Origin of the sequence: Pseudanabaenaceae cyanobacterium SKYG29 (assembly GCA_025055675.1) — a bacterium.
Classification (GTDB): Bacteria; Cyanobacteriota; Cyanobacteriia; order Pseudanabaenales; family Pseudanabaenaceae; genus M5B4.
Window position 1 is genome coordinate 953,663 of record JANWWT010000001.1, and the last position, 16,216, is coordinate 969,878.

18 protein-coding genes are annotated in these 16,216 nt (G+C 49.8%); 10 read left to right on the plus strand and 8 right to left on the minus strand.

The genetic code is table 11. The annotated features are described in order from the left end of the window. Genes NZM01_04545 through NZM01_04560 form a run of 4 tightly spaced genes read left to right on the plus strand, consistent with a single transcriptional unit; the run spans window position 1 to window position 2,098 of the window. Window positions 1-750: a 4-vinyl reductase gene (locus NZM01_04545; protein ID MCS6959296.1), complete on the plus strand. Its 750-nt coding sequence runs from the start codon at window positions 1-3 to the stop codon at window positions 748-750. Then, complete coding sequence (locus NZM01_04550) at window positions 747-1,001, plus strand: hypothetical protein (GenBank protein MCS6959297.1); 255 nt, start codon at window positions 747-749, stop codon at window positions 999-1,001. The genes NZM01_04545 and NZM01_04550 overlap by 4 nt, the downstream gene beginning before the upstream one ends. Before the next feature lie 24 nt (window positions 1,002-1,025). Further along, on the plus strand, window positions 1,026-1,490 hold the full coding sequence (locus NZM01_04555; protein MCS6959298.1) for a phycobilisome protein: 465 nt from the start codon (window positions 1,026-1,028) through the stop codon (window positions 1,488-1,490). Between the two features lie 11 nt (window positions 1,491-1,501). Continuing rightward, a complete protein-coding gene (locus NZM01_04560; GenBank protein ID MCS6959299.1) occupies window positions 1,502-2,098 on the plus strand; it encodes a hypothetical protein in 597 nt (198 codons plus the stop codon). Here the strand turns inward: NZM01_04560 and NZM01_04565 are convergent. Next, on the minus strand, window positions 2,095-3,462 hold the full coding sequence (locus NZM01_04565; protein ID MCS6959300.1) for a DUF1565 domain-containing protein: 1,368 nt from the start codon (window positions 3,460-3,462) through the stop codon (window positions 2,095-2,097). The genes NZM01_04560 and NZM01_04565 overlap by 4 nt on opposite strands. A gap of 34 nt (window positions 3,463-3,496) precedes the next feature. On the opposite strand from NZM01_04565, the gene NZM01_04570 reads away from it, so the two are divergent. Further along, on the plus strand, window positions 3,497-4,537 hold the full coding sequence (locus tag NZM01_04570) for a thiamine phosphate synthase (GenBank protein MCS6959301.1): 1,041 nt from the start codon (window positions 3,497-3,499) through the stop codon (window positions 4,535-4,537). On the opposite strand, the gene NZM01_04575 is transcribed toward NZM01_04570, so the two are convergent. Genes NZM01_04575 through NZM01_04585 form a run of 3 tightly spaced genes read right to left on the minus strand, consistent with a single transcriptional unit; the run spans window position 4,511 to window position 6,961 of the window. Beyond that, window positions 4,511-4,834 carry a DUF565 domain-containing protein gene (locus NZM01_04575; GenBank protein MCS6959302.1) on the minus strand — a complete coding sequence of 108 codons (324 nt, stop codon included), beginning with the start codon at window positions 4,832-4,834 and terminating at the stop codon, window positions 4,511-4,513. The genes NZM01_04570 and NZM01_04575 overlap by 27 nt on opposite strands. Window positions 4,835-4,873: 39 nt before the next feature. Further along, entirely contained in the window at window positions 4,874-6,445 is a 1,572-nt protein-coding gene (locus NZM01_04580; GenBank protein MCS6959303.1) for an AAA family ATPase, read from the minus strand. Window positions 6,446-6,448: 3 nt separating this feature from the next. Further along, the gene (locus NZM01_04585; protein MCS6959304.1) at window positions 6,449-6,961 is read right to left on the minus strand and encodes a photosystem I assembly protein Ycf3; all 513 of its coding nucleotides are present in this window, start codon (window positions 6,959-6,961) and stop codon (window positions 6,449-6,451) included. Between the two features lie 41 nt (window positions 6,962-7,002). On the opposite strand from NZM01_04585, the gene NZM01_04590 reads away from it, so the two are divergent. Next, entirely contained in the window at window positions 7,003-7,443 is a 441-nt protein-coding gene (locus NZM01_04590; GenBank protein MCS6959305.1) for a hypothetical protein, read from the plus strand. A gap of 29 nt (window positions 7,444-7,472) precedes the next feature. After that, window positions 7,473-8,900 (plus strand): DUF3084 domain-containing protein, encoded by a 1,428-nt coding sequence (locus NZM01_04595; GenBank protein MCS6959306.1) that lies wholly within the window; start codon window positions 7,473-7,475, stop codon window positions 8,898-8,900. Here the strand turns inward: NZM01_04595 and NZM01_04600 are convergent. The 4 genes from NZM01_04600 to NZM01_04615 all read right to left on the minus strand — a co-directional run bounded on the left by NZM01_04600 (window position 8,897) and on the right by NZM01_04615 (window position 13,049). Next, a complete protein-coding gene (locus tag NZM01_04600; protein MCS6959307.1) occupies window positions 8,897-10,300 on the minus strand; it encodes a DUF697 domain-containing protein in 1,404 nt (467 codons plus the stop codon). The genes NZM01_04595 and NZM01_04600 overlap by 4 nt on opposite strands. Then, window positions 10,287-10,928: a MotA/TolQ/ExbB proton channel family protein gene (locus NZM01_04605; GenBank protein ID MCS6959308.1), complete on the minus strand. Its 642-nt coding sequence runs from the start codon at window positions 10,926-10,928 to the stop codon at window positions 10,287-10,289. The genes NZM01_04600 and NZM01_04605 overlap by 14 nt, the downstream gene beginning before the upstream one ends. Continuing rightward, complete coding sequence (locus tag NZM01_04610) at window positions 10,925-11,668, minus strand: peptidylprolyl isomerase (GenBank protein MCS6959309.1); 744 nt, start codon at window positions 11,666-11,668, stop codon at window positions 10,925-10,927. Before NZM01_04610 ends, NZM01_04605 begins: the two co-directional genes overlap by 4 nt. A gap of 70 nt (window positions 11,669-11,738) precedes the next feature. After that, window positions 11,739-13,049, minus strand: coding sequence for a peptidylprolyl isomerase (locus NZM01_04615; protein ID MCS6959310.1), 1,311 nt, complete (start codon window positions 13,047-13,049; stop codon window positions 11,739-11,741). Between the two features lie 95 nt (window positions 13,050-13,144). Here NZM01_04615 and NZM01_04620 point away from each other — a divergent pair, with 95 nt between their 5' ends. Genes NZM01_04620 through NZM01_04630 form a run of 3 tightly spaced genes read left to right on the plus strand, consistent with a single transcriptional unit; the run spans window position 13,145 to window position 16,138 of the window. Then, complete coding sequence (locus NZM01_04620; GenBank protein ID MCS6959311.1) at window positions 13,145-13,915, plus strand: hypothetical protein; 771 nt, start codon at window positions 13,145-13,147, stop codon at window positions 13,913-13,915. Then, window positions 13,878-14,225, plus strand: a complete 348-nt coding sequence (locus NZM01_04625) for a DUF2488 family protein (GenBank protein MCS6959312.1) — start codon at window positions 13,878-13,880, stop codon at window positions 14,223-14,225. Before NZM01_04620 ends, NZM01_04625 begins: the two co-directional genes overlap by 38 nt. Further along, a complete protein-coding gene (locus tag NZM01_04630) occupies window positions 14,207-16,138 on the plus strand; it encodes a cell wall metabolism sensor histidine kinase WalK (GenBank protein MCS6959313.1) in 1,932 nt (643 codons plus the stop codon). The genes NZM01_04625 and NZM01_04630 overlap by 19 nt, the downstream gene beginning before the upstream one ends. Window positions 16,139-16,216: the final 78 nt, after the last annotated feature.

Here is a 16,216-nt window from a genome sequence, read left to right on the forward strand (position 1 = left end):
ATGGAACCACAAACGACTAGAAAAGTAAGGAGTTATTCTACTCCACCTGCCCCCATGCCTTCCCTGTGGGATGCCTGTCATTACAGCAAGTCAAGTTTCTTTAATTTCGATCGGGAGAAAGGCGAAATTATCGACTACCATGGGCAAAGAAATCTGTTGGTGGGGGAAGATTTTATTGTTTCTCTGTTGAAGGGATTGGAGCACGAGGTAGGAGATTCAGCGGGGTTGCTCTTGTACATGATTGGTGAAAATTGGGGGCGCAGGGATGCCGCTGCGTTTACCCTTTGGTTTCAAAAGTTTTACCACCTTTCCATTAAGGAAGCTAATCTCCCCTTTGTCATGGAGACTTGGTGGTGGCCCTTTACCGCCCAGGGGTGGGGGACTTGGTCTCTGGATTTACATTCTTTGAAAGAAGGATTTATTTTCGTGGACTTGTTTGATTCTGCTGTGGCAAAGACCCTCGGTTATGTGGGCAAACCTGTCTGTCATCTATATGCAGGGATGTTAGCTGGCTTTTTCAGCAGCGTGTTCGATCGGCGTTTGAGTAGCACAGAAATTCAATGTTACGCCACAGGGAATGAGTATTGTCGGTTCCTAATTGGTTCGCAAAAACGGGTTGACGCTACAGAGTTTTGGTTATCGGCAGGTGCTACTCCTCTGGAGATTGAACAAAAGTTTCGTGCTCAAGAAGTACCCAGTGAACCTGGGCTATTAGAAGGAGTTGTTGCCAAGGAGGTGGAACAGGTATGAGGGGTATACTGAGGTGGTTACGGGGTATTTGGACGAGCTTCTGTCGCTGGCTCAATCGTCTGTTGCGCCCTAATCGTCTCAAGTACAAAGACCGTCAACTCCAGGCGCAGTCAGAATTGGACATACCTATAACGGGTATTAGTCACATTGATGGTTACACTAACCTGACTGTCAGCGGTCTGCTTAGTAAGGTGCAATGGCAACTATCTAAACCTAGTGTTAGTCTGGATGACCGTATCAAGTGGGATTAAACATTTATTTAGGAGGAGAAAACTATGATTACTCTGTGGGAAGAAGTGCTAAAAGTTGCTGATGGCAAATATGCCCAGCCCGAGGATTTAAGAATGATCGATCGAGCCGTTTCTACCTGGGAACAACGCAAACAGGTCTATCATCTGTTGGAACAAAAGGAAAACGAGATTGTGCAGATGGCAGCCCAACTGATGCAAAAGACCGATCGGTTCCAGCATCATCCTATGGATAAACTGGGTGTGGAAAGATGTCAAAGGGATATGGTCATGGGTCTGCGGGCTTGTGCATTGGCTATGTTGCTCCAGGATGAGTATCTGCTAAAGGACAGAGTGTTGTATTGGCAACGGAACGTCTTTCTGGCAATGCAACTAAGCTATCAAGGCTACAAGTGCTTGCTGCAGGCGGTAAAAAGTCTCCTGCCAGAGAGTCAAGCTGCTTTTATTGCTCCCTATCTACAAATTGCCCACGAAATGATGAGTGGTAAATAAGGAGGTGGAAGATGGTATTTGCAACGGTTCCTGGTAATCTCTTTTCTCCCCGTTTTTACGTTACTTCCGATCCAAAATCGGGTTTGCTTTCTACCCCTACCCAGCGTCGTTTAATCGCTGTCCCTTCTCTTTTGATTGACAGTATTTACGAAACTCTGCAAGAGGAAGCAGGTCAGGCATCTTTCTTAGCTCTCTACACCTTCGGGCGGGCGTGGGGTAAGTCATTCTGGGAACGGGCACAACGGGAAATAGAGACTTATTATCACTCTCCCATCGCTAATTTCAATGCGATCGAGTTTTTCGCTCTCATGCAGGAACTGTGGGCAGTACATGGTTTGGGTAAAATCACAACGGACTTTTCTCGTATGTCTAAGGGCATGTTGCTAGTCACAGTGCGCAATTCGAGCATTTCCCAAGGTATTGGTTCTGCTAATCCTAAGTCTTACAGTTTGGAAGCAGGCTTCTTGGCGGGTTGGTTCTCGGGTCTGACTGAGAAGCAGTTAGCTGCCTGTGCAGTGGACTGGAAAAATGCTCCTGCCAAGTTGGTTTACGCTGTTGCCAGTGAAGGAGACATAGAAAAGTGGCAATCTAAATCTACTTCTGTCTAGGGACTAATCGGTTCTAATATGGCAGTGATGCCTTGATTAGCCAGTTGTCGCACCTGCTCTTGGGCTAGCTCTAGGCGGTTGAATGCTCCCACCTGCACAACCAGTTGTCCCGATCGGTTTAGGGGAAAGGCTCCAGGCAACATTTGCCGTACGGCTATTTTTTCCGCTTCCGAATTAACGGGCACAACTACGCGAAACCGCAGCGGGACTGTAGGGGACTTGGGTACAACAGGGGTGAGGTCGGCAACAATTCTGCCATCGGCAGGTGGTAGGGCGGTCACAGGGGGCAAGTTAGGGTCAATGGCAGAGTTGACAGCCACAGGACGGGTGGGACTACCAGCTATCCTGACTACCACACTGTTGGGTATAGGTTCAAATTTGGTTGGTGGTTCGCGATTCTCACCGAACGGGGCTGGGGGGGACAGGGGGCTAGTCAGAGAAGGTAGGCGGTCTGAGTTGTCCCAGGACACCGCACCAAAGAAAGCGGCTCGATCGAACTGATTACCCCATGCGATAACGGTGTGGCTGGAATTATTGTGGATAGCCCTGCCATTACTGCGAAAGATATTTTGTCCAGGGTTTTGGCGGTTACCGAGGTCAGGGCTGCTATCGTTAAGGGTAATGATACCTGCCTGGCGATTGTTGTAGATATTGTTTTGCCGTAGGAGGGGGCGGGCACTACCCTGAATGATGATTCCTGTATCATTCTCAGCGATCGTGTTTGCTACTAGTTGGGGGACTGCCTGTTGTCTAATACTGATGCCAAAGCGCGACCTCTCTAGGGAATTTTGTTGCACCAAGGGTTGGGCTGCTCCTTCGATCGTGATGTTACTGGCGTTATTGCCACTAAGACGGTTGTTACTAACGGTGGAGGTAGTATTGCCTGTGAGTAGAATGCCGTCTTGCCGACTATTGATGATCGTGTTGTTGGCGATAATGCTATTTCCCTCTTCCTGCCAGATGCCATAGCCCCTGAGCTGGGGATTACTGATAGTCAGACCCCGCAGTTCTGTGCGGTCTTGGATAATGATGGTGGCATTGGGTTGGGGGAGAAAAACCGATCGGAAAGTGCCGCCCCCTATGACCACTACCCCTTGCCCCTGCTGGGCTTCATTGCCCCGTAGGATAATCCCCGGTCTAACTACCCAGGGAAATCTCTCGCCGGAAGCAGTGTTGTAGATACCTGGTTGTAAAACGATCGTTGTGCCACTGGTTGCTAAGGCGAGGGCGTGACTGACGGTACGAAAAGGTCTTTGCAGGGTACCATTGCCAGTTAAATCGTTCCCCCTTTGGGGATGGACAACCAAGGTAGTAGCAAAACTGGGCAGAGCTAAGGCTAAACCGATCGGGTAGAGGCAGCGCATAATAGTTTAGGTATCCCCACTGATTGAACTTCCCATGAGCCATAGTTTAGCGCAAGCCCAAGTTTATCGCATTCTGGATGCCAATCTCGATCGTGCCCGCGAGGGTGTGAGAGTGATTGAGGAATGGTGCCGCTTGGGGTTAGAAAGCCAGGATTTAGCCAATCAGTGTAAAGCAATACGGCAGGAATTAGGACGCTGGCACACTGATACAATCCGATCGGCTAGGGACACAGCACATGACCCTGGTACAGGTTTGAGCCATGAACGGGAATTGACGAGGACTAATTTACAGGGAATACTAACTGCCAATTTTGCCAGAGTCCAGGAGGCACTGCGGGTACTAGAGGAATACAGCAAACTTTGCGATGGAGAGATGGCAACTGCTATGAAAAATCTGCGCTACCAAGTTTACATGCTCCAATCTGCCCTACCTATGGCGCACAATCGCCATCGCCTGCAGGAAAATTATCTTTACCTGGTGACTATGCCCCATCCCCGTTTGCCAGAAATTGTCGAGCAATGCTTGGCAGGAGGGGTAAGAATGGTGCAATTGCGGGACAAAGAGGGTACCGATCGGGATAAATATCATCTTGCCCAAACTCTCTGTCAACTATGCCGCAAATATGACGCTCTATTTCTAGTCAACGATCGGGTCGATCTTGCCCTGGCTGTGGGTGCGGATGGAGTACACCTAGGTCAGCTGGATTTACCTGTAGGGGTAGCGCGGCAGATTTTAGGTCAAGAGGCGATCATCGGACTTTCCACCACCAAGCCAGAGGAGTTAGCGATCGCTTTGGCGGAACAAGCCGACTACGTGGGAGTAGGTCCCGTGTTTGCCACACCCACCAAGCCAGGTAAACCGGCTATCAAGGATACTTACCTACCCTATGCAGTGCAGAACTGCCCAATCCCTTGGTTTGCCATTGGTGGGATCGATGGGGAAAACTTGGCAGAGGTCATCCAAGGAGGGGCACAAAGGGTAGCAGTGGTAAGGGCATTGATTACTGCTTCTGACCCCAAAGCCACTGCTGAAGCGATGTTAGCCCAACTAAGACCCCAACTTGAACGCCTCTAGGATCATATTGTAGGTTAGACCCACTTTAGTTGTATGGACAAGACTACCTAACCTACTCCTTGACCCTGGGCGGTAAAAATACCAATTTATTACTTCAACTACCCCAATCACCACTGCCGCCGCGGGAAAATCCCACACTGCTCCCTGTCCTGTGTAGGTGGCAATCACAATCCCCAACAAAAAACCCACCAGAAACCCGATCGTGTGCGTCAGTAATCGCCGCCAAGGGTTTTGTAACCACAGCTCTATCTGACCAGTGACAAGATTAGGGATTCCGTTAAGTCTGGTATTCTGCATAATGTGATCTGGATAGTACCATTCCCAGAGACTGTATCATCAGTAGTAGCCAATTTGTTCTAGGCGATAGCGTCTAAGTTCTTCCTCTAATACAGGGTCGTTGGATGCTAGCCGGGCACCTGTTTGCGCTACCCAGCCCTTTAGCATAGTAATTTGTTCAGCAGCAATGCGAGCCAGGGGGACAGTTTCCTCGATCGCCTTGACTATATCTGCCGTGGTGAAATCTTGGCGTTGACCAGGTGTGCCCCTACTGAAAGCGATGTGCATAGCATCGAGAATGACTTGTTCAATCTCTGCCCCGCTGAAGTTAGCTGTCCTTTGAGCTAAGAGAGACAGATCAAATTCTCGCAGACGACTGGGACGGAGACGCTGTATATGCACACGAAATATCTCTTCTCTTTCCGTTGCCGTGGGCAGGCTTAAAAAGAAAATCTCATCAAAGCGTCCTCTGCGCAGTAGTTCCGCTGGTAAGGCACTGACATTATTAGCAGTGGCAACAATAAAGACAGGACTCTGTTTTTCTTGCATCCAAGTCAACAATGTGCCAAGCACCCTTCTACTCGTACCACTGTCTCCGTCAATTCCAGTTGTCACACCACCAAACCCTTTGTCAATCTCATCAATCCACAACACACAGGGAGCAACCGCCTCCGCTAGTTGTATCATTCGTCTTGTGCGTTCTTCACTTTCTCCGACATAACTGCCAAATAGCCGACCGACATCCAAACGTAAAAGGGGTAAACGCCATTCATAGGCGATCGTTTTTGCTGACAGAGATTTGCCCGTACCTTGAATCCCCACTAACAAGAGCCCCTTGGGGTGAGGAATACCATAACTGCGAGCTTCTTCCGTAAAGGCATCGCGGCGTGTGCGTACCCATTGTTTAAGGTTAGCTAAACCCCCTACATTTTTGAGGGACTCCTTGCTACTGTAAAACTCTAAAAATTCCGTTTGGCGAATGGCAGCTTGTTTTTCTGCCAATATCTCATCAATATCTGCTTCATCAATGTGCTGCTTTGCCGCTAAACAACGGGCTAACACGCGCTGAATACGAGTAAGACTCAATCCCTGACAGGCTTTGATCAGCTGTTCCCAGCCTAAACCCCGCAGTTTCAATTTGTCGGGGGCGACTGTTTGGCGAATGAGATAGTCGATCTCCTCAGCTAAAGGCAGCGGATAATAAATGACGTGGGTTTGTTCCTTTAGTTCGTCTGGTAGAACCAGGGTATGGCTGAGTAAAACAATTGTAGAACGGGAGCGCCACAGTGCCCGCGCCAAGTGACGTAATTCCCTGATAATCCCTAAATTAGTAGCTGTGACAGGGGGTTCCAAAAAGGGGTAGACATCTTTCAAGACAAAGACACAATTTTCTTTGCTGTAGGATTGAGCAATTCTGTCTAGGGCATCAGTTATATTCCCCTTGGCGCTACCGTTGTCCTGCCACCCCCGCGCCATATCCCAGTATTTGAGAGAACGGGGGGGACTGCTCTGTTGCGTGACTACATCCAGGAGGGCTTCGATCGGTTCCTCTTCCCCTGCGACGATATAGAGAAGGGGATGTCGTGCCCGCAGCATCAGGTCGACTGTTTGCAGTACCTGACGGTTAATCATGACTTAAAAGAAGGCGTTAATATCAGCCCTACCTGTGGTTTTCAGCCAGTTTTGTGCTTCAATGTAGTTGTTGGGTGCCAGACGAATGGCGCGAATCCAATATTCTGCCGCCAAGGAGAAGTACTCCTCTGCTTTTTCGGGGTCATCTTCCTTATCTCCCAAAAAATGATAGATGACAGCAGTGTTGTTGAGGGCTTGGGGCAAACGGGGATTCAGTTCGATAGCTTGGGCGTACAGTTCAAGAGCTTTTTCATGGTCACCGTTACTCTGATGGATTAATCCCATGTTGTAGAGAATATAGCTGCGGTCGTAGTCGTTTTCCTCTAGTTTGAGGGCTTCTTCATAGTTTTGCAGAGCTTCGGCATAATCCCCATCCGCTTGGGCTGCCATACCATCGCGATAGTAGGCAAAAGCTTCTTTCTCCTTCTTACTGGCAGGGAGCAGTTTGAGAATTGTATCGGCAATAACTGTAAACGTCTGGTCAACAAAGTTGTCATTCCGTTGTGAACGCGCCATAAAATTTAAGCTAAGCTACAAGTTAAGATTATTGTACTCCCATGGATACTCCCGTGCACTATTTGCAAATAGGTCTTCCCCCCGAACTATACCAACGCCTCTGCCAGCGCGCCCAGGCAGCAGGACAATCCCCCGAAGCAGCAGTGATGGAGGCTGTCCAGTCCTGGCTTGACCCCCAGGGAATGGCGAGTTTGGAAAAGCGGCTGGAAAATTTGATCGACCGGCGCATCGCTGCCCTCAGGGCGGAATTTTTGGGCATAACGGAGAGTAAACCCAGTGCTGTGCCCCCCTATCATCCTATCCGTCCTCTGCAGGTGGGGGATATTGTACAAATTCGGGAGGTGGGCAGCCCCTACTACCTAGAAAAGTTGCCAATTACCAAGGTGGGTATCATCCGTGCCTATGTAGCAACCAGGGAAGGGGAACGCAGTTTTTTGAAGCGGGATTTGCGTTTGGTAGAACCACAGGTAGATAACCCATGAAGAAAATTACACCAACTGCGCAGTAAAGGATGGCAGGCTATGTCTTAATCCTAGCGATTTTGGTATTGGGTGGTGTGATTGCCACTGTAGGCGACCGTCTTGGCTCTAAGGTGGGGAAGGCTCGTCTGAGTATATTTAACTTGCGCCCCCGCAATACAGCGACTCTCATTACCATCTTGACGGGCAGTGTGATTTCCTCTGCTACCGTGGCAATTTTATTGGCAACTAACAGTCAACTGCGGGATGGGCTGTTTCGTCTAGGGGAGATTCGCAGGGAGTTAGACCTTACCCAGGGGCAAAAGCGCCAAGTAGAAGCAGAGTTAGACTTAGCAAGAAGGCAAAAACAAATAGCCCAGGGAGAGCTTAATGCTATCAATCGCTCTTTGCAGGAAGCACTCACCCGCCAGGCAGAAACAGAAACTCAGTTGCAACAGGCAGAAGCTGAATTGTCCTCTCTCCAGGCAGAGTTCAAACGGGTGCAAGACCAGGAAGCAGAGTTAAACGATCGAGTGCAACAACTGGCACAGGAGCAAGATGTCCTGGTAGGGGAAAAAAACAAACTCACAGAGGAGCGCAATCAACTGGCAGCAGAACTGCGGAAAATAACAGCAGAGACAAAGACATTAAGAGGACAGGTGCAGGCTTCCCAACAGATTCTCCAAGACCTGACGCAACAACAGGAGCGGCTCAAACAAGAAATCCAAGCGCTGGAGACTACCAGGGACGTTCTGACTAAAAGTATTGGTACGCTGCGCCAGGGAGGGGTACGCATTACTAAAGACCAGGTGTTAGCTGCTGTTGTCATTCCCGCTAATCTGTCGGTGACGGAGCAGAGACAGTCTATATTGCAGCTTTTACAGTTAGCAGACCAAAGCGCTCGCCAGGAGTTGGATTTCCCCGACAATACCCCCGTTATCCTCAGTGTGACACCGACGGACATCGATCGCATTATTGCCCGCCTGCAGGTGGAACAGGAAAAGAATCGGCAACTCCCACCCCCCCAGCGCAGTGACAGTTTTATTGTCCGCATTCGCTCGGCGGGGAATTATCTGCGCAAGGAGACAAATATTGCTATCAGTGCTGACATTGACCACAACCGCCTGATTTTTGCCCAGGGTGCCACGATCGTGTCTTTGCCCTTTAATCCCTCTATGACGGATGCGGAGTTGGAGGAACAATTCAACAAATTATTCCGCCTAGTTAGATTTCGTGTCGTGCAAGAAGGGGTAATCCCCAATCCAGAAACAGGGGAAATTGGTCGGTTTGGCGGTTCCCTCCTGGAATCTAGTACCAATTTAGTGCAGTTGGTCAAGGAAGTAAAACAAAGACAGCAACCCGTGGAAATCCGTGCTATTGCCAAAACTAATATTTTCCGTGCTAGTTCTCTGTCACGGCAGTTGGCACCGATCGAGTTAGTGATTGTAGAAGACGGTAAGGAAGTGGCACGTTTTGGCTAGGGCAGCTCTAGGTGCTCGATCGTTTGTTGCACAAATTTCTGTAAAAGTTCTTCCTTCTGTGCTAGGGCAAATTGTTTCTGCACTACTTCAGTAATGCCCCCGTCTCCCCATTGACCTTGTTGAGCAAAGTAGGTCTGAAAGCTCCTACCAGCAACGCGCGTTAAATAAGCTGCGGCTAATCCCCCCACGGCACTTTTTACCACAACTCCCACAGGATTGACAGTTAATGCAGTGTTCATGATTTGTATGGCAGTTTTTGTCAGTCCCAGCCCCGTCATGGTTTGTATCAGGGATTTGACTAACTTTTGCCCGTCTTCCCAACTGATGTGACAGTCATAAACCTGGGCAATGTCTAACACCATTTGCGTATGCACTGCTGCTGTCGCTAAAAAATCAACTAAGGGGAGGGGATTGGCTACTACTGCCGTCGCTACTAACCATTGATACCGATCAATGATGGCTTGGGTCTGTCTTTCTCTCTGTTGGGTTAAGAGGGATCGGGCTTCTGTGGTCAGGGTTTGGCATTGGAGCAAGACGTTATCAGCTATGAGTTCCTGGCTCTGGGTGGTGAGAATTTGCTCTAGGACAGCCACTAAGGGAGCGAGTTTAGGGGGGGGGTGATAGATTTCCCCTGTAGGGAGAGTAACAGCGGCGGGACGGGCAGCAATAGCTACGGTGGCAATGTCTAGGTTGGCTTGCTGTAGACGGGTTTTGATGTTGGTACAGATCTCTGTCTGTTCTGCCTTTGTATAGCGGTCAACCTTGTTCAAAACGAGGACGATCTTTTTACCTAGTTGGTAGAGTTCCTGCAGGAGCTGGAATTCCGTCTGGCGTAGGTCTTCCTCAATAACGAACAAGAGTAGGTCGGCTCTAGTGGCAATTTTGCGTGCCAATTCTTCCCGCGCCTCTCCCCCTTGCCCCATTTCTAAAATGCCCGGACAATCCACAATACTGACAGTGCAGTTGCCAATCTGGAGAGGACGATACTTTACCCCAATTTCTGTTGTACCCATAGTAGGAGCAACTTGACCCTGCTCCCGCCCCAACAGAGCATTGACCAAAGCGGTTTTGCCCGCTGACCCCACCCCAAACACTACTAGCTGTGGCTCCTGCTCCTCGATCGTTTGCTTTAACTTCTCTGTCCGTTGCCGCAGTGCCCCTTGGCTAACCTGGTCACGAATTTTTTGCAACTGTTCTTCCAGGGCAACTAAGTTTGCCTGGGCTGCTGTCAATTTGTCGCGGAATCTGGGAATAGCAGGGGAGGATGGGCGAGGACGGAGGAACCGCCAACCGAGAATAGTAACTATCCCCACCCCCAGGAGAGCAAGGGGAGAAAAAATGAACAGGCTAACCCCTACTGCCAGGGCAAGTAAGCTCAGCCATAATCTAGCCCCCTTCAACTCCTTGCCCCCCCAACCATCTCTGCCGATAAATTAACTCTAGGGTGTTACCCGATCGGCGAAAGATGTTCACCTGCTCCCAGTGCCATGCCAAAAACAACCGCTGAAAGCCCAGGGTAAAAATGGCAATAATTAACCCCGCTGCCGTGGAGATCAAAGCTTCCGCAATCCCCTTGGTCAAATTGCCCGACTGAATATTGCTGGCGACATCCCCGATCGTGATATTGCTGAAAGAAGTAATCAAGCCCGTGACGGTCCCCAACAGCCCCAACAAAGGGGCAATGGCAATCACTGCTTCCAACACCTTTTCGCCGCGGAGCATGAGGGCTAGTTCCCGATCGGCAGCACTTTCCAACGCCAGGCGCAACAAGTCTGGGTCAGGGTTTTCCAAAGCCAAGGCACTATACAAAAAGCGACCAACGGGATGGTCTTGACACTTGGCTGCTAAGTCCCGGGCCTGTTGCCAGTCCCCTGCTGCCGCCTCCAGGATTTGCTGAATGTGGAAATTCTCCTTCGCCAAAAGCTGGGTCCAAAACCACGCCTGTTGCAAAATTGTCGCCAGGGAGAGTACAGACAAAAACAACAGGGGATACATTACTAACCCCCCTGCCACAAACAATTCTTTCATTGGGCTGTTAACAATCGCGCTTGCAGGGGTCCCATGACCTTGAGTTGCTCCCGCATCCAATTTTCAAACATCTCCTCAATTAACTGCCGACGGGTCGATTCGTCCAACTGGGCAGGGAAAAACTTTTCTAGGCGCACAATCACATACCAATCCTCTAACCGCATGGGGGGCCACAACTGCCCTGGCTGACTCACTTGTAGCGTCCGCGCAATTACAGGATGGGGTGCTGTCAAAGGGGAAGGGCCTACTAAACCTCCCGTTGCCGCCTCCGCCCCCTGGGAATACTGCTTAGCTAGGTCAGAAAAGGACTGCTCTCCCTCACTAATACGGAAATACAATTCCTGGGCAATGCCTAAATCCTTAGTGCGAATCAGAGAGTACAATACCCGATCGAGGGCGGCTTTGCGGGTGAGGAAATAGGCTTCTACTTTTTTGCCAAACACTGCTTGCTTAAATTTCTCCAGGCGGGCGGGACGTTCAATCAAGGCTTTTAACTGCTGTTCATCCATACCTTGGCTAGCTAGCCAGGCTTGTTTTGCTTCCGCAGTGGTGAGTTTGTTCTGTTCGTAAAACTGTTGTACGTAATTAGTGGCTTCTTCCTCTGTGAGGGGATATTCAGCGATCGCGTCATCAATGATCATGCCCCGCACTAACTGGGGAAGTAATTGATATTTCCCCAACAAGTCCATCAGCTCCGAGGCTTTAATGATGCGATTACCCACCTGGTAAATATCCGCCATAATCCCACATCTTGTTTTACAGGATTGATTTTACCCTCTCCCCACACCAAAGCGACAAAAGTTAGGATGTTTAACCTATTCTCAGGGCTGCATCATTTGTCGGTGTGATAAAGATCAATTGAGACAATGCTCCTGGTAAGATGCCTACTACTTCCCCGATGGGGTTATTATTGCCAATGCGAATCAAAGTGTTTCCCCCTACTGCCTCTAAGCGCAGATCGGCAGGGGTAATGTTATCTGCCACAACGATAATCTCATCTCCCTGGGCTGCACTGAAGTCAGCAATCCGATCGGTATTAGTGTCATCGGCTCTCAGCACAAATGTATCTTTCCCTGCACCGCCAATTAGAATGTCAAAGCCCAAATCGCCAATTAAGGTGTCATCGCCATTGCCCCCCAACAATGTGTCGTTACCCTGTCCACCGCGCCCAAAGTCGTTGCCATTGCCCCCCTCCACACTGTCGTTGCCCTTGTTGCCATTGAGAATATCGTTCCCTTCTCCCCCCAGGATGGTATCTTCCCCCTGTCCACCCCGCAAATAATCTGCCCCCGCTGCCCCTGAGAGAAAATCATTCCCCTCATTGCCGTTAACTACATCCCGATCGGGACTACCAAGCAGGGTATCATTCCCCCCCAGAAGGCGGACACCAGAGAAGGCATTGGCAGCAATTTGTCGGTTATTAGGGTCATTCAAATCCAGTCGGTTATTGTTGTTATCAGCATCAGCAAAGGGCAAACCTAAATTGGCACGGTTGACAAAGTTAATAAAGTCATTCAACAAGCCAGCCTGATTTTCCAGGATAATGTTGCTCTCCCTGAAAGGAATAATGCCCCCCGTCACCTTGGCAGCGGTAATCCGATCGCCTTGGCGAATTCTTTGGACGTTGTCAAAGCCACTGATCACCTCCCCGAAGACAGCATAAGCCCCATCCAAACTAGGCTGGGGAGTGAGAGTAATAAAGAATTGGGAAGAGGCAGAATCGAGGGCAGGCGTACGCGCCATGGAAATTACCCCCTGTTTGTGGGGCAGTTCTACCGGTGGGGTCACAATTTGGTTAAGTGTAGGTTGGGGTGCACCCTTGGCTTTGATTTCTAAGGGGATAGTACGTTCTCGCCCCGTCAGGGGGTCAACAAAACCTCCTCTCCCCAGGAGATTGGGAGGGAAATTAGGGTCTTTGCTGTTGGGGTCACCGGCTTGTACCACAAAATTAGGGACAACGCGATGGAAAGTAATACCGTCATAGAAACCCCGCTCCACTAGGTCGATAAAGTTGCCTGCCGTAATTGGTGCATCGATGCCGTTGATTTCTACCTCGATCGGTCTGCCGTTGACTGCGATTGTGACTACTGCTACCCCACTGAATACAGGACGGGCTGCCATATCTCCCTCCAATCTTGCTGCACTCTACCATATAGTCGCATTGAAAATATGGGTATGTTCCCTTAAGATAGGCCCTATTGCAGGGGAGATAGGCAATGGAACCGCAACTCAAGGATCATTTAGAAGCCCTACTCAATATACCAGGGTTAGTCTTGCAGTTAACTGAAGAGGGGGACAGCCTAATAGTAGTCCTCAACCGCTCCCAGCCCCATCACTTAGACTATGTGACCATAGTCGATCGGGTCATCGATGAGATAGAGCTAAACCTGCTGCCCTATAAATCGGTGCAGTTTTACAGCCGCGTTTTGGGAGAAGAGGAACCGGACTGGACTCGCACCATTCCCCTGGGTCAGCAACGGGGTACAGCAACTGTAATTATTTCCTCCAGCCATACTCTCCACCGAGACAGCGGCAAGACGCACGTCATAGACAATGAAGAACAAGAAGAGGAATTTAACCTACCAAAACCTCGGCTGCCCCAACGCCAACCCCATAAACCCCAACCTGCCCGTCCTGCTCAAAAGCCAGCAGAAGTAGCAGCTCCTACTGTGATGGCACCCCGTACCTCAGAGCCACCCAAAAAAGAGGATGAAGAAGTTGCTGCCGAAACTCAGGTTGTCACTCCTTCCCCCCCAGCCCGCCTCAAGCCCCCAGAACCAGTGCCTAACCCTGTACCTGCTTCACCTTTGCCCTGGCGATCGGTGCTGCTTGCGGGAGCGGTAGTGGTAGTGGTAGGTGCGGCGGGTTGGCTATTGTGGCATAGAAACCAGTCTAAACCTAAAAAAGCCAGTACAATGCCCTATGTAGTTTTTTGCTTGGCAAACCGCGATGTTGGAACCGCGAACCTATTTCTTTGTCGCTGCTAGTCGTAAATTTCTCTTGGAAACCGAACCCCTGCAGGAGTCCCTGGCAGAGCGCCGCCGTAATTACCAGGCTCGCCACAAAGAAATTGACTTCTGGTTTGTAGAATGTCCTGCCTTCCTAGATGCCCCTGAATTTGCTGCCCTCAAAGCCCAGATTCCCAGCCCCGCCGCCGCTGTCATTTCCACTGACCCCAAATTGATCACCTGGTTAAAATTGCGGTTAGAATTTGTAGCCAAAGGCGAGTTTATTGCTCCTTCCCCTAGTATTCCTGACCCTCTAGCTAGTCGAGAGCCATGCGGTCATTCCTCCTGAGTCTACGCCGCTGGTGGGCGGGTTTTACCCTGCAGACAAAGTTGATGGCGGTGTTAACGATCGGTGTCTCCCTGCTCATGAGCGCCATTACTTTTTGGGCAGTCAATGACATTCAGACTGATGCCCGCCTCAATGACACCCGTTTTGGTAAAGACCTAGGCTTGTTATTGGCAGCGAATGTTTCTCATCTGGTTGCTACAGACAATCGGGGCGAGTTGGCGAGGGTGACCAAGAATTTTTTTGAAAGTAGCTCCAGCATTCGTTACATTTTTTACGCCAACCCTAAGGGGGAAGTCTACTTTGGCATTCCCTTTGATGCAGTGGATCAAGAAACAGGCTTGACCCTACCCCGCCGCCTGCAGCTGCCAGAAAACTTACTGGAATCTGACCAACCCTTTGTGCGCCAGCACGAAACACCCCAGGGACAGGTGACCGACGTGTTTGTACCCCTGCGCGACCAAGACCAAGCCGTTGGCATCTTAGCGATGGGTATCAACCCCAATCCCGCGGTGGTAGTGTCTTCTAGCTTGACCATGGATGTAACCACAGCAGTGTTTGTATCGATTTGGGCAATGGTCATCCTGGGGGCAGCTTCTAATGCTGTGACAATTACTAGACCCATCCGCGAATTAGCTGCGGGCGTACAAAATATTGCGGCAGGGAACTTCCAACAGCGGATTGATTTACCCTTTGGCGGTGAGTTGGGGGAATTGATTCGCAGCTTTAATGAGATGGCAGAACGCCTCGCCCGCTATGAAGAGCAAAACATCGAGGAACTGGCAGCCGAAAAAGCTAAGCTAGAGACCCTAGTTGCCACAATCGCCGATGGGGCGATTCTCCTGGATTTAGAACTAAAGGTGGTCTTGGTCAATCCTGCTGCCCTCAATATCCTAGGGTGGCAAGGGGCTATAGGACAAAATATCCTCAATCTACTCCATCCTGCTGTGGAAGAAGAAATTGGTCGTCCCTTGATGGAAATTGCCGCAGGGGAAAGGGCAGGGGGAGAATTTCGCGTCACTATCAATGGCGAGGGAGAAACCAACCGCTCTTTGCGATTTTGGCTCAACCGCGTTCTCAGTACTAGTAACACCCTTAAGGGTATTGCCATCACTGTGCAGGACATCACCAGAGAAGTGGAACTCAATGCTGCCCAAAGTCGCTTCATTAGTAATGTTTCCCATGAGTTACGTACACCACTTTTCAACATCAAGTCGTTCATCGAAACACTATACGAATATGACGACCAGCTGACTCCCGAACAAAAGCACGAATTTTTAGAGACTGCTAACAGGGAAACCGATCGTCTTGCCCGCCTGGTTAACGATGTTTTAGATTTATCGCGCCTAGAGTCAGGACGGAGGTATCGCTTCGACCCCACGGACATAAACCTAGTCATTGAGCAGACCCTACGCACCTACCAACTCAATGCCCGCGACAAAGGTATCACTTTGATCAAAGAAACCTCCCCTAACCTACCCAAAGTTTGGGGGAACTACGACATGTTGTTACAGGTGATGGCAAACCTCGTGGGCAATGCTCTCAAATTTACTCCCGCTGGCGGCAAGGTCTATATCCGAGCCTATAGCTGGGAAGAGCAAAATATGAACGACCCCCAACGATCGGTGCAACGGGTCAGGGTAGAAGTGGAGGACACAGGCATTGGCATCGAACCAGAACATCAAAAACGGATATTCGATCGTTTCTTTCGTGTAGAAAACCGTGTGCATACCCTGGAAGGAACAGGCTTGGGGTTATCGATCGTGCGCAACATTATTGAGAAACATCACAGCTCTGTACATTTGAAGAGCGAAGTGGGGGTAGGGACTACTTTTTGGTTTGACTTAAGCGTCTATCAAGACAAGTGCGATTTAAGCTTACCTGAAGTGGTCGAAGTTGATCATCAACAAGCTTGAAAAGCAGCTAGGGTTGCCATAACAAGAGTTTCAAAACCTACCATAAATAGCTAAGTGGGAGATTAGAGAGTTTTCACA

Coding starts and splice junctions, on each gene's coding strand:
- NZM01_04545 (MCS6959296.1), top strand. CDS start 1: ATGGAACCACAAACGACTAGAAAAGTAAGGAGTTATTCTACTCCACCT.
- NZM01_04550 (MCS6959297.1), top strand. CDS start 747: ATGAGGGGTATACTGAGGTGGTTACGGGGTATTTGGACGAGCTTCTGT.
- NZM01_04555 (MCS6959298.1), top strand. CDS start 1,026: ATGATTACTCTGTGGGAAGAAGTGCTAAAAGTTGCTGATGGCAAATAT.
- NZM01_04560 (MCS6959299.1), top strand. CDS start 1,502: ATGGTATTTGCAACGGTTCCTGGTAATCTCTTTTCTCCCCGTTTTTAC.
- NZM01_04565 (MCS6959300.1), bottom strand. CDS start 3,462: ATGCGCTGCCTCTACCCGATCGGTTTAGCCTTAGCTCTGCCCAGTTTT.
- NZM01_04570 (MCS6959301.1), top strand. CDS start 3,497: ATGAGCCATAGTTTAGCGCAAGCCCAAGTTTATCGCATTCTGGATGCC.
- NZM01_04575 (MCS6959302.1), bottom strand. CDS start 4,834: ATGCAGAATACCAGACTTAACGGAATCCCTAATCTTGTCACTGGTCAG.
- NZM01_04580 (MCS6959303.1), bottom strand. CDS start 6,445: ATGATTAACCGTCAGGTACTGCAAACAGTCGACCTGATGCTGCGGGCA.
- NZM01_04585 (MCS6959304.1), bottom strand. CDS start 6,961: ATGGCGCGTTCACAACGGAATGACAACTTTGTTGACCAGACGTTTACA.
- NZM01_04590 (MCS6959305.1), top strand. CDS start 7,003: ATGGATACTCCCGTGCACTATTTGCAAATAGGTCTTCCCCCCGAACTA.
- NZM01_04595 (MCS6959306.1), top strand. CDS start 7,473: ATGGCAGGCTATGTCTTAATCCTAGCGATTTTGGTATTGGGTGGTGTG.
- NZM01_04605 (MCS6959308.1), bottom strand. CDS start 10,928: ATGAAAGAATTGTTTGTGGCAGGGGGGTTAGTAATGTATCCCCTGTTG.
- NZM01_04610 (MCS6959309.1), bottom strand. CDS start 11,668: ATGGCGGATATTTACCAGGTGGGTAATCGCATCATTAAAGCCTCGGAG.
- NZM01_04615 (MCS6959310.1), bottom strand. CDS start 13,049: ATGGCAGCCCGTCCTGTATTCAGTGGGGTAGCAGTAGTCACAATCGCA.
- NZM01_04620 (MCS6959311.1), top strand. CDS start 13,145: ATGGAACCGCAACTCAAGGATCATTTAGAAGCCCTACTCAATATACCA.
- NZM01_04625 (MCS6959312.1), top strand. CDS start 13,878: ATGTTGGAACCGCGAACCTATTTCTTTGTCGCTGCTAGTCGTAAATTT.
- NZM01_04630 (MCS6959313.1), top strand. CDS start 14,207: ATGCGGTCATTCCTCCTGAGTCTACGCCGCTGGTGGGCGGGTTTTACC.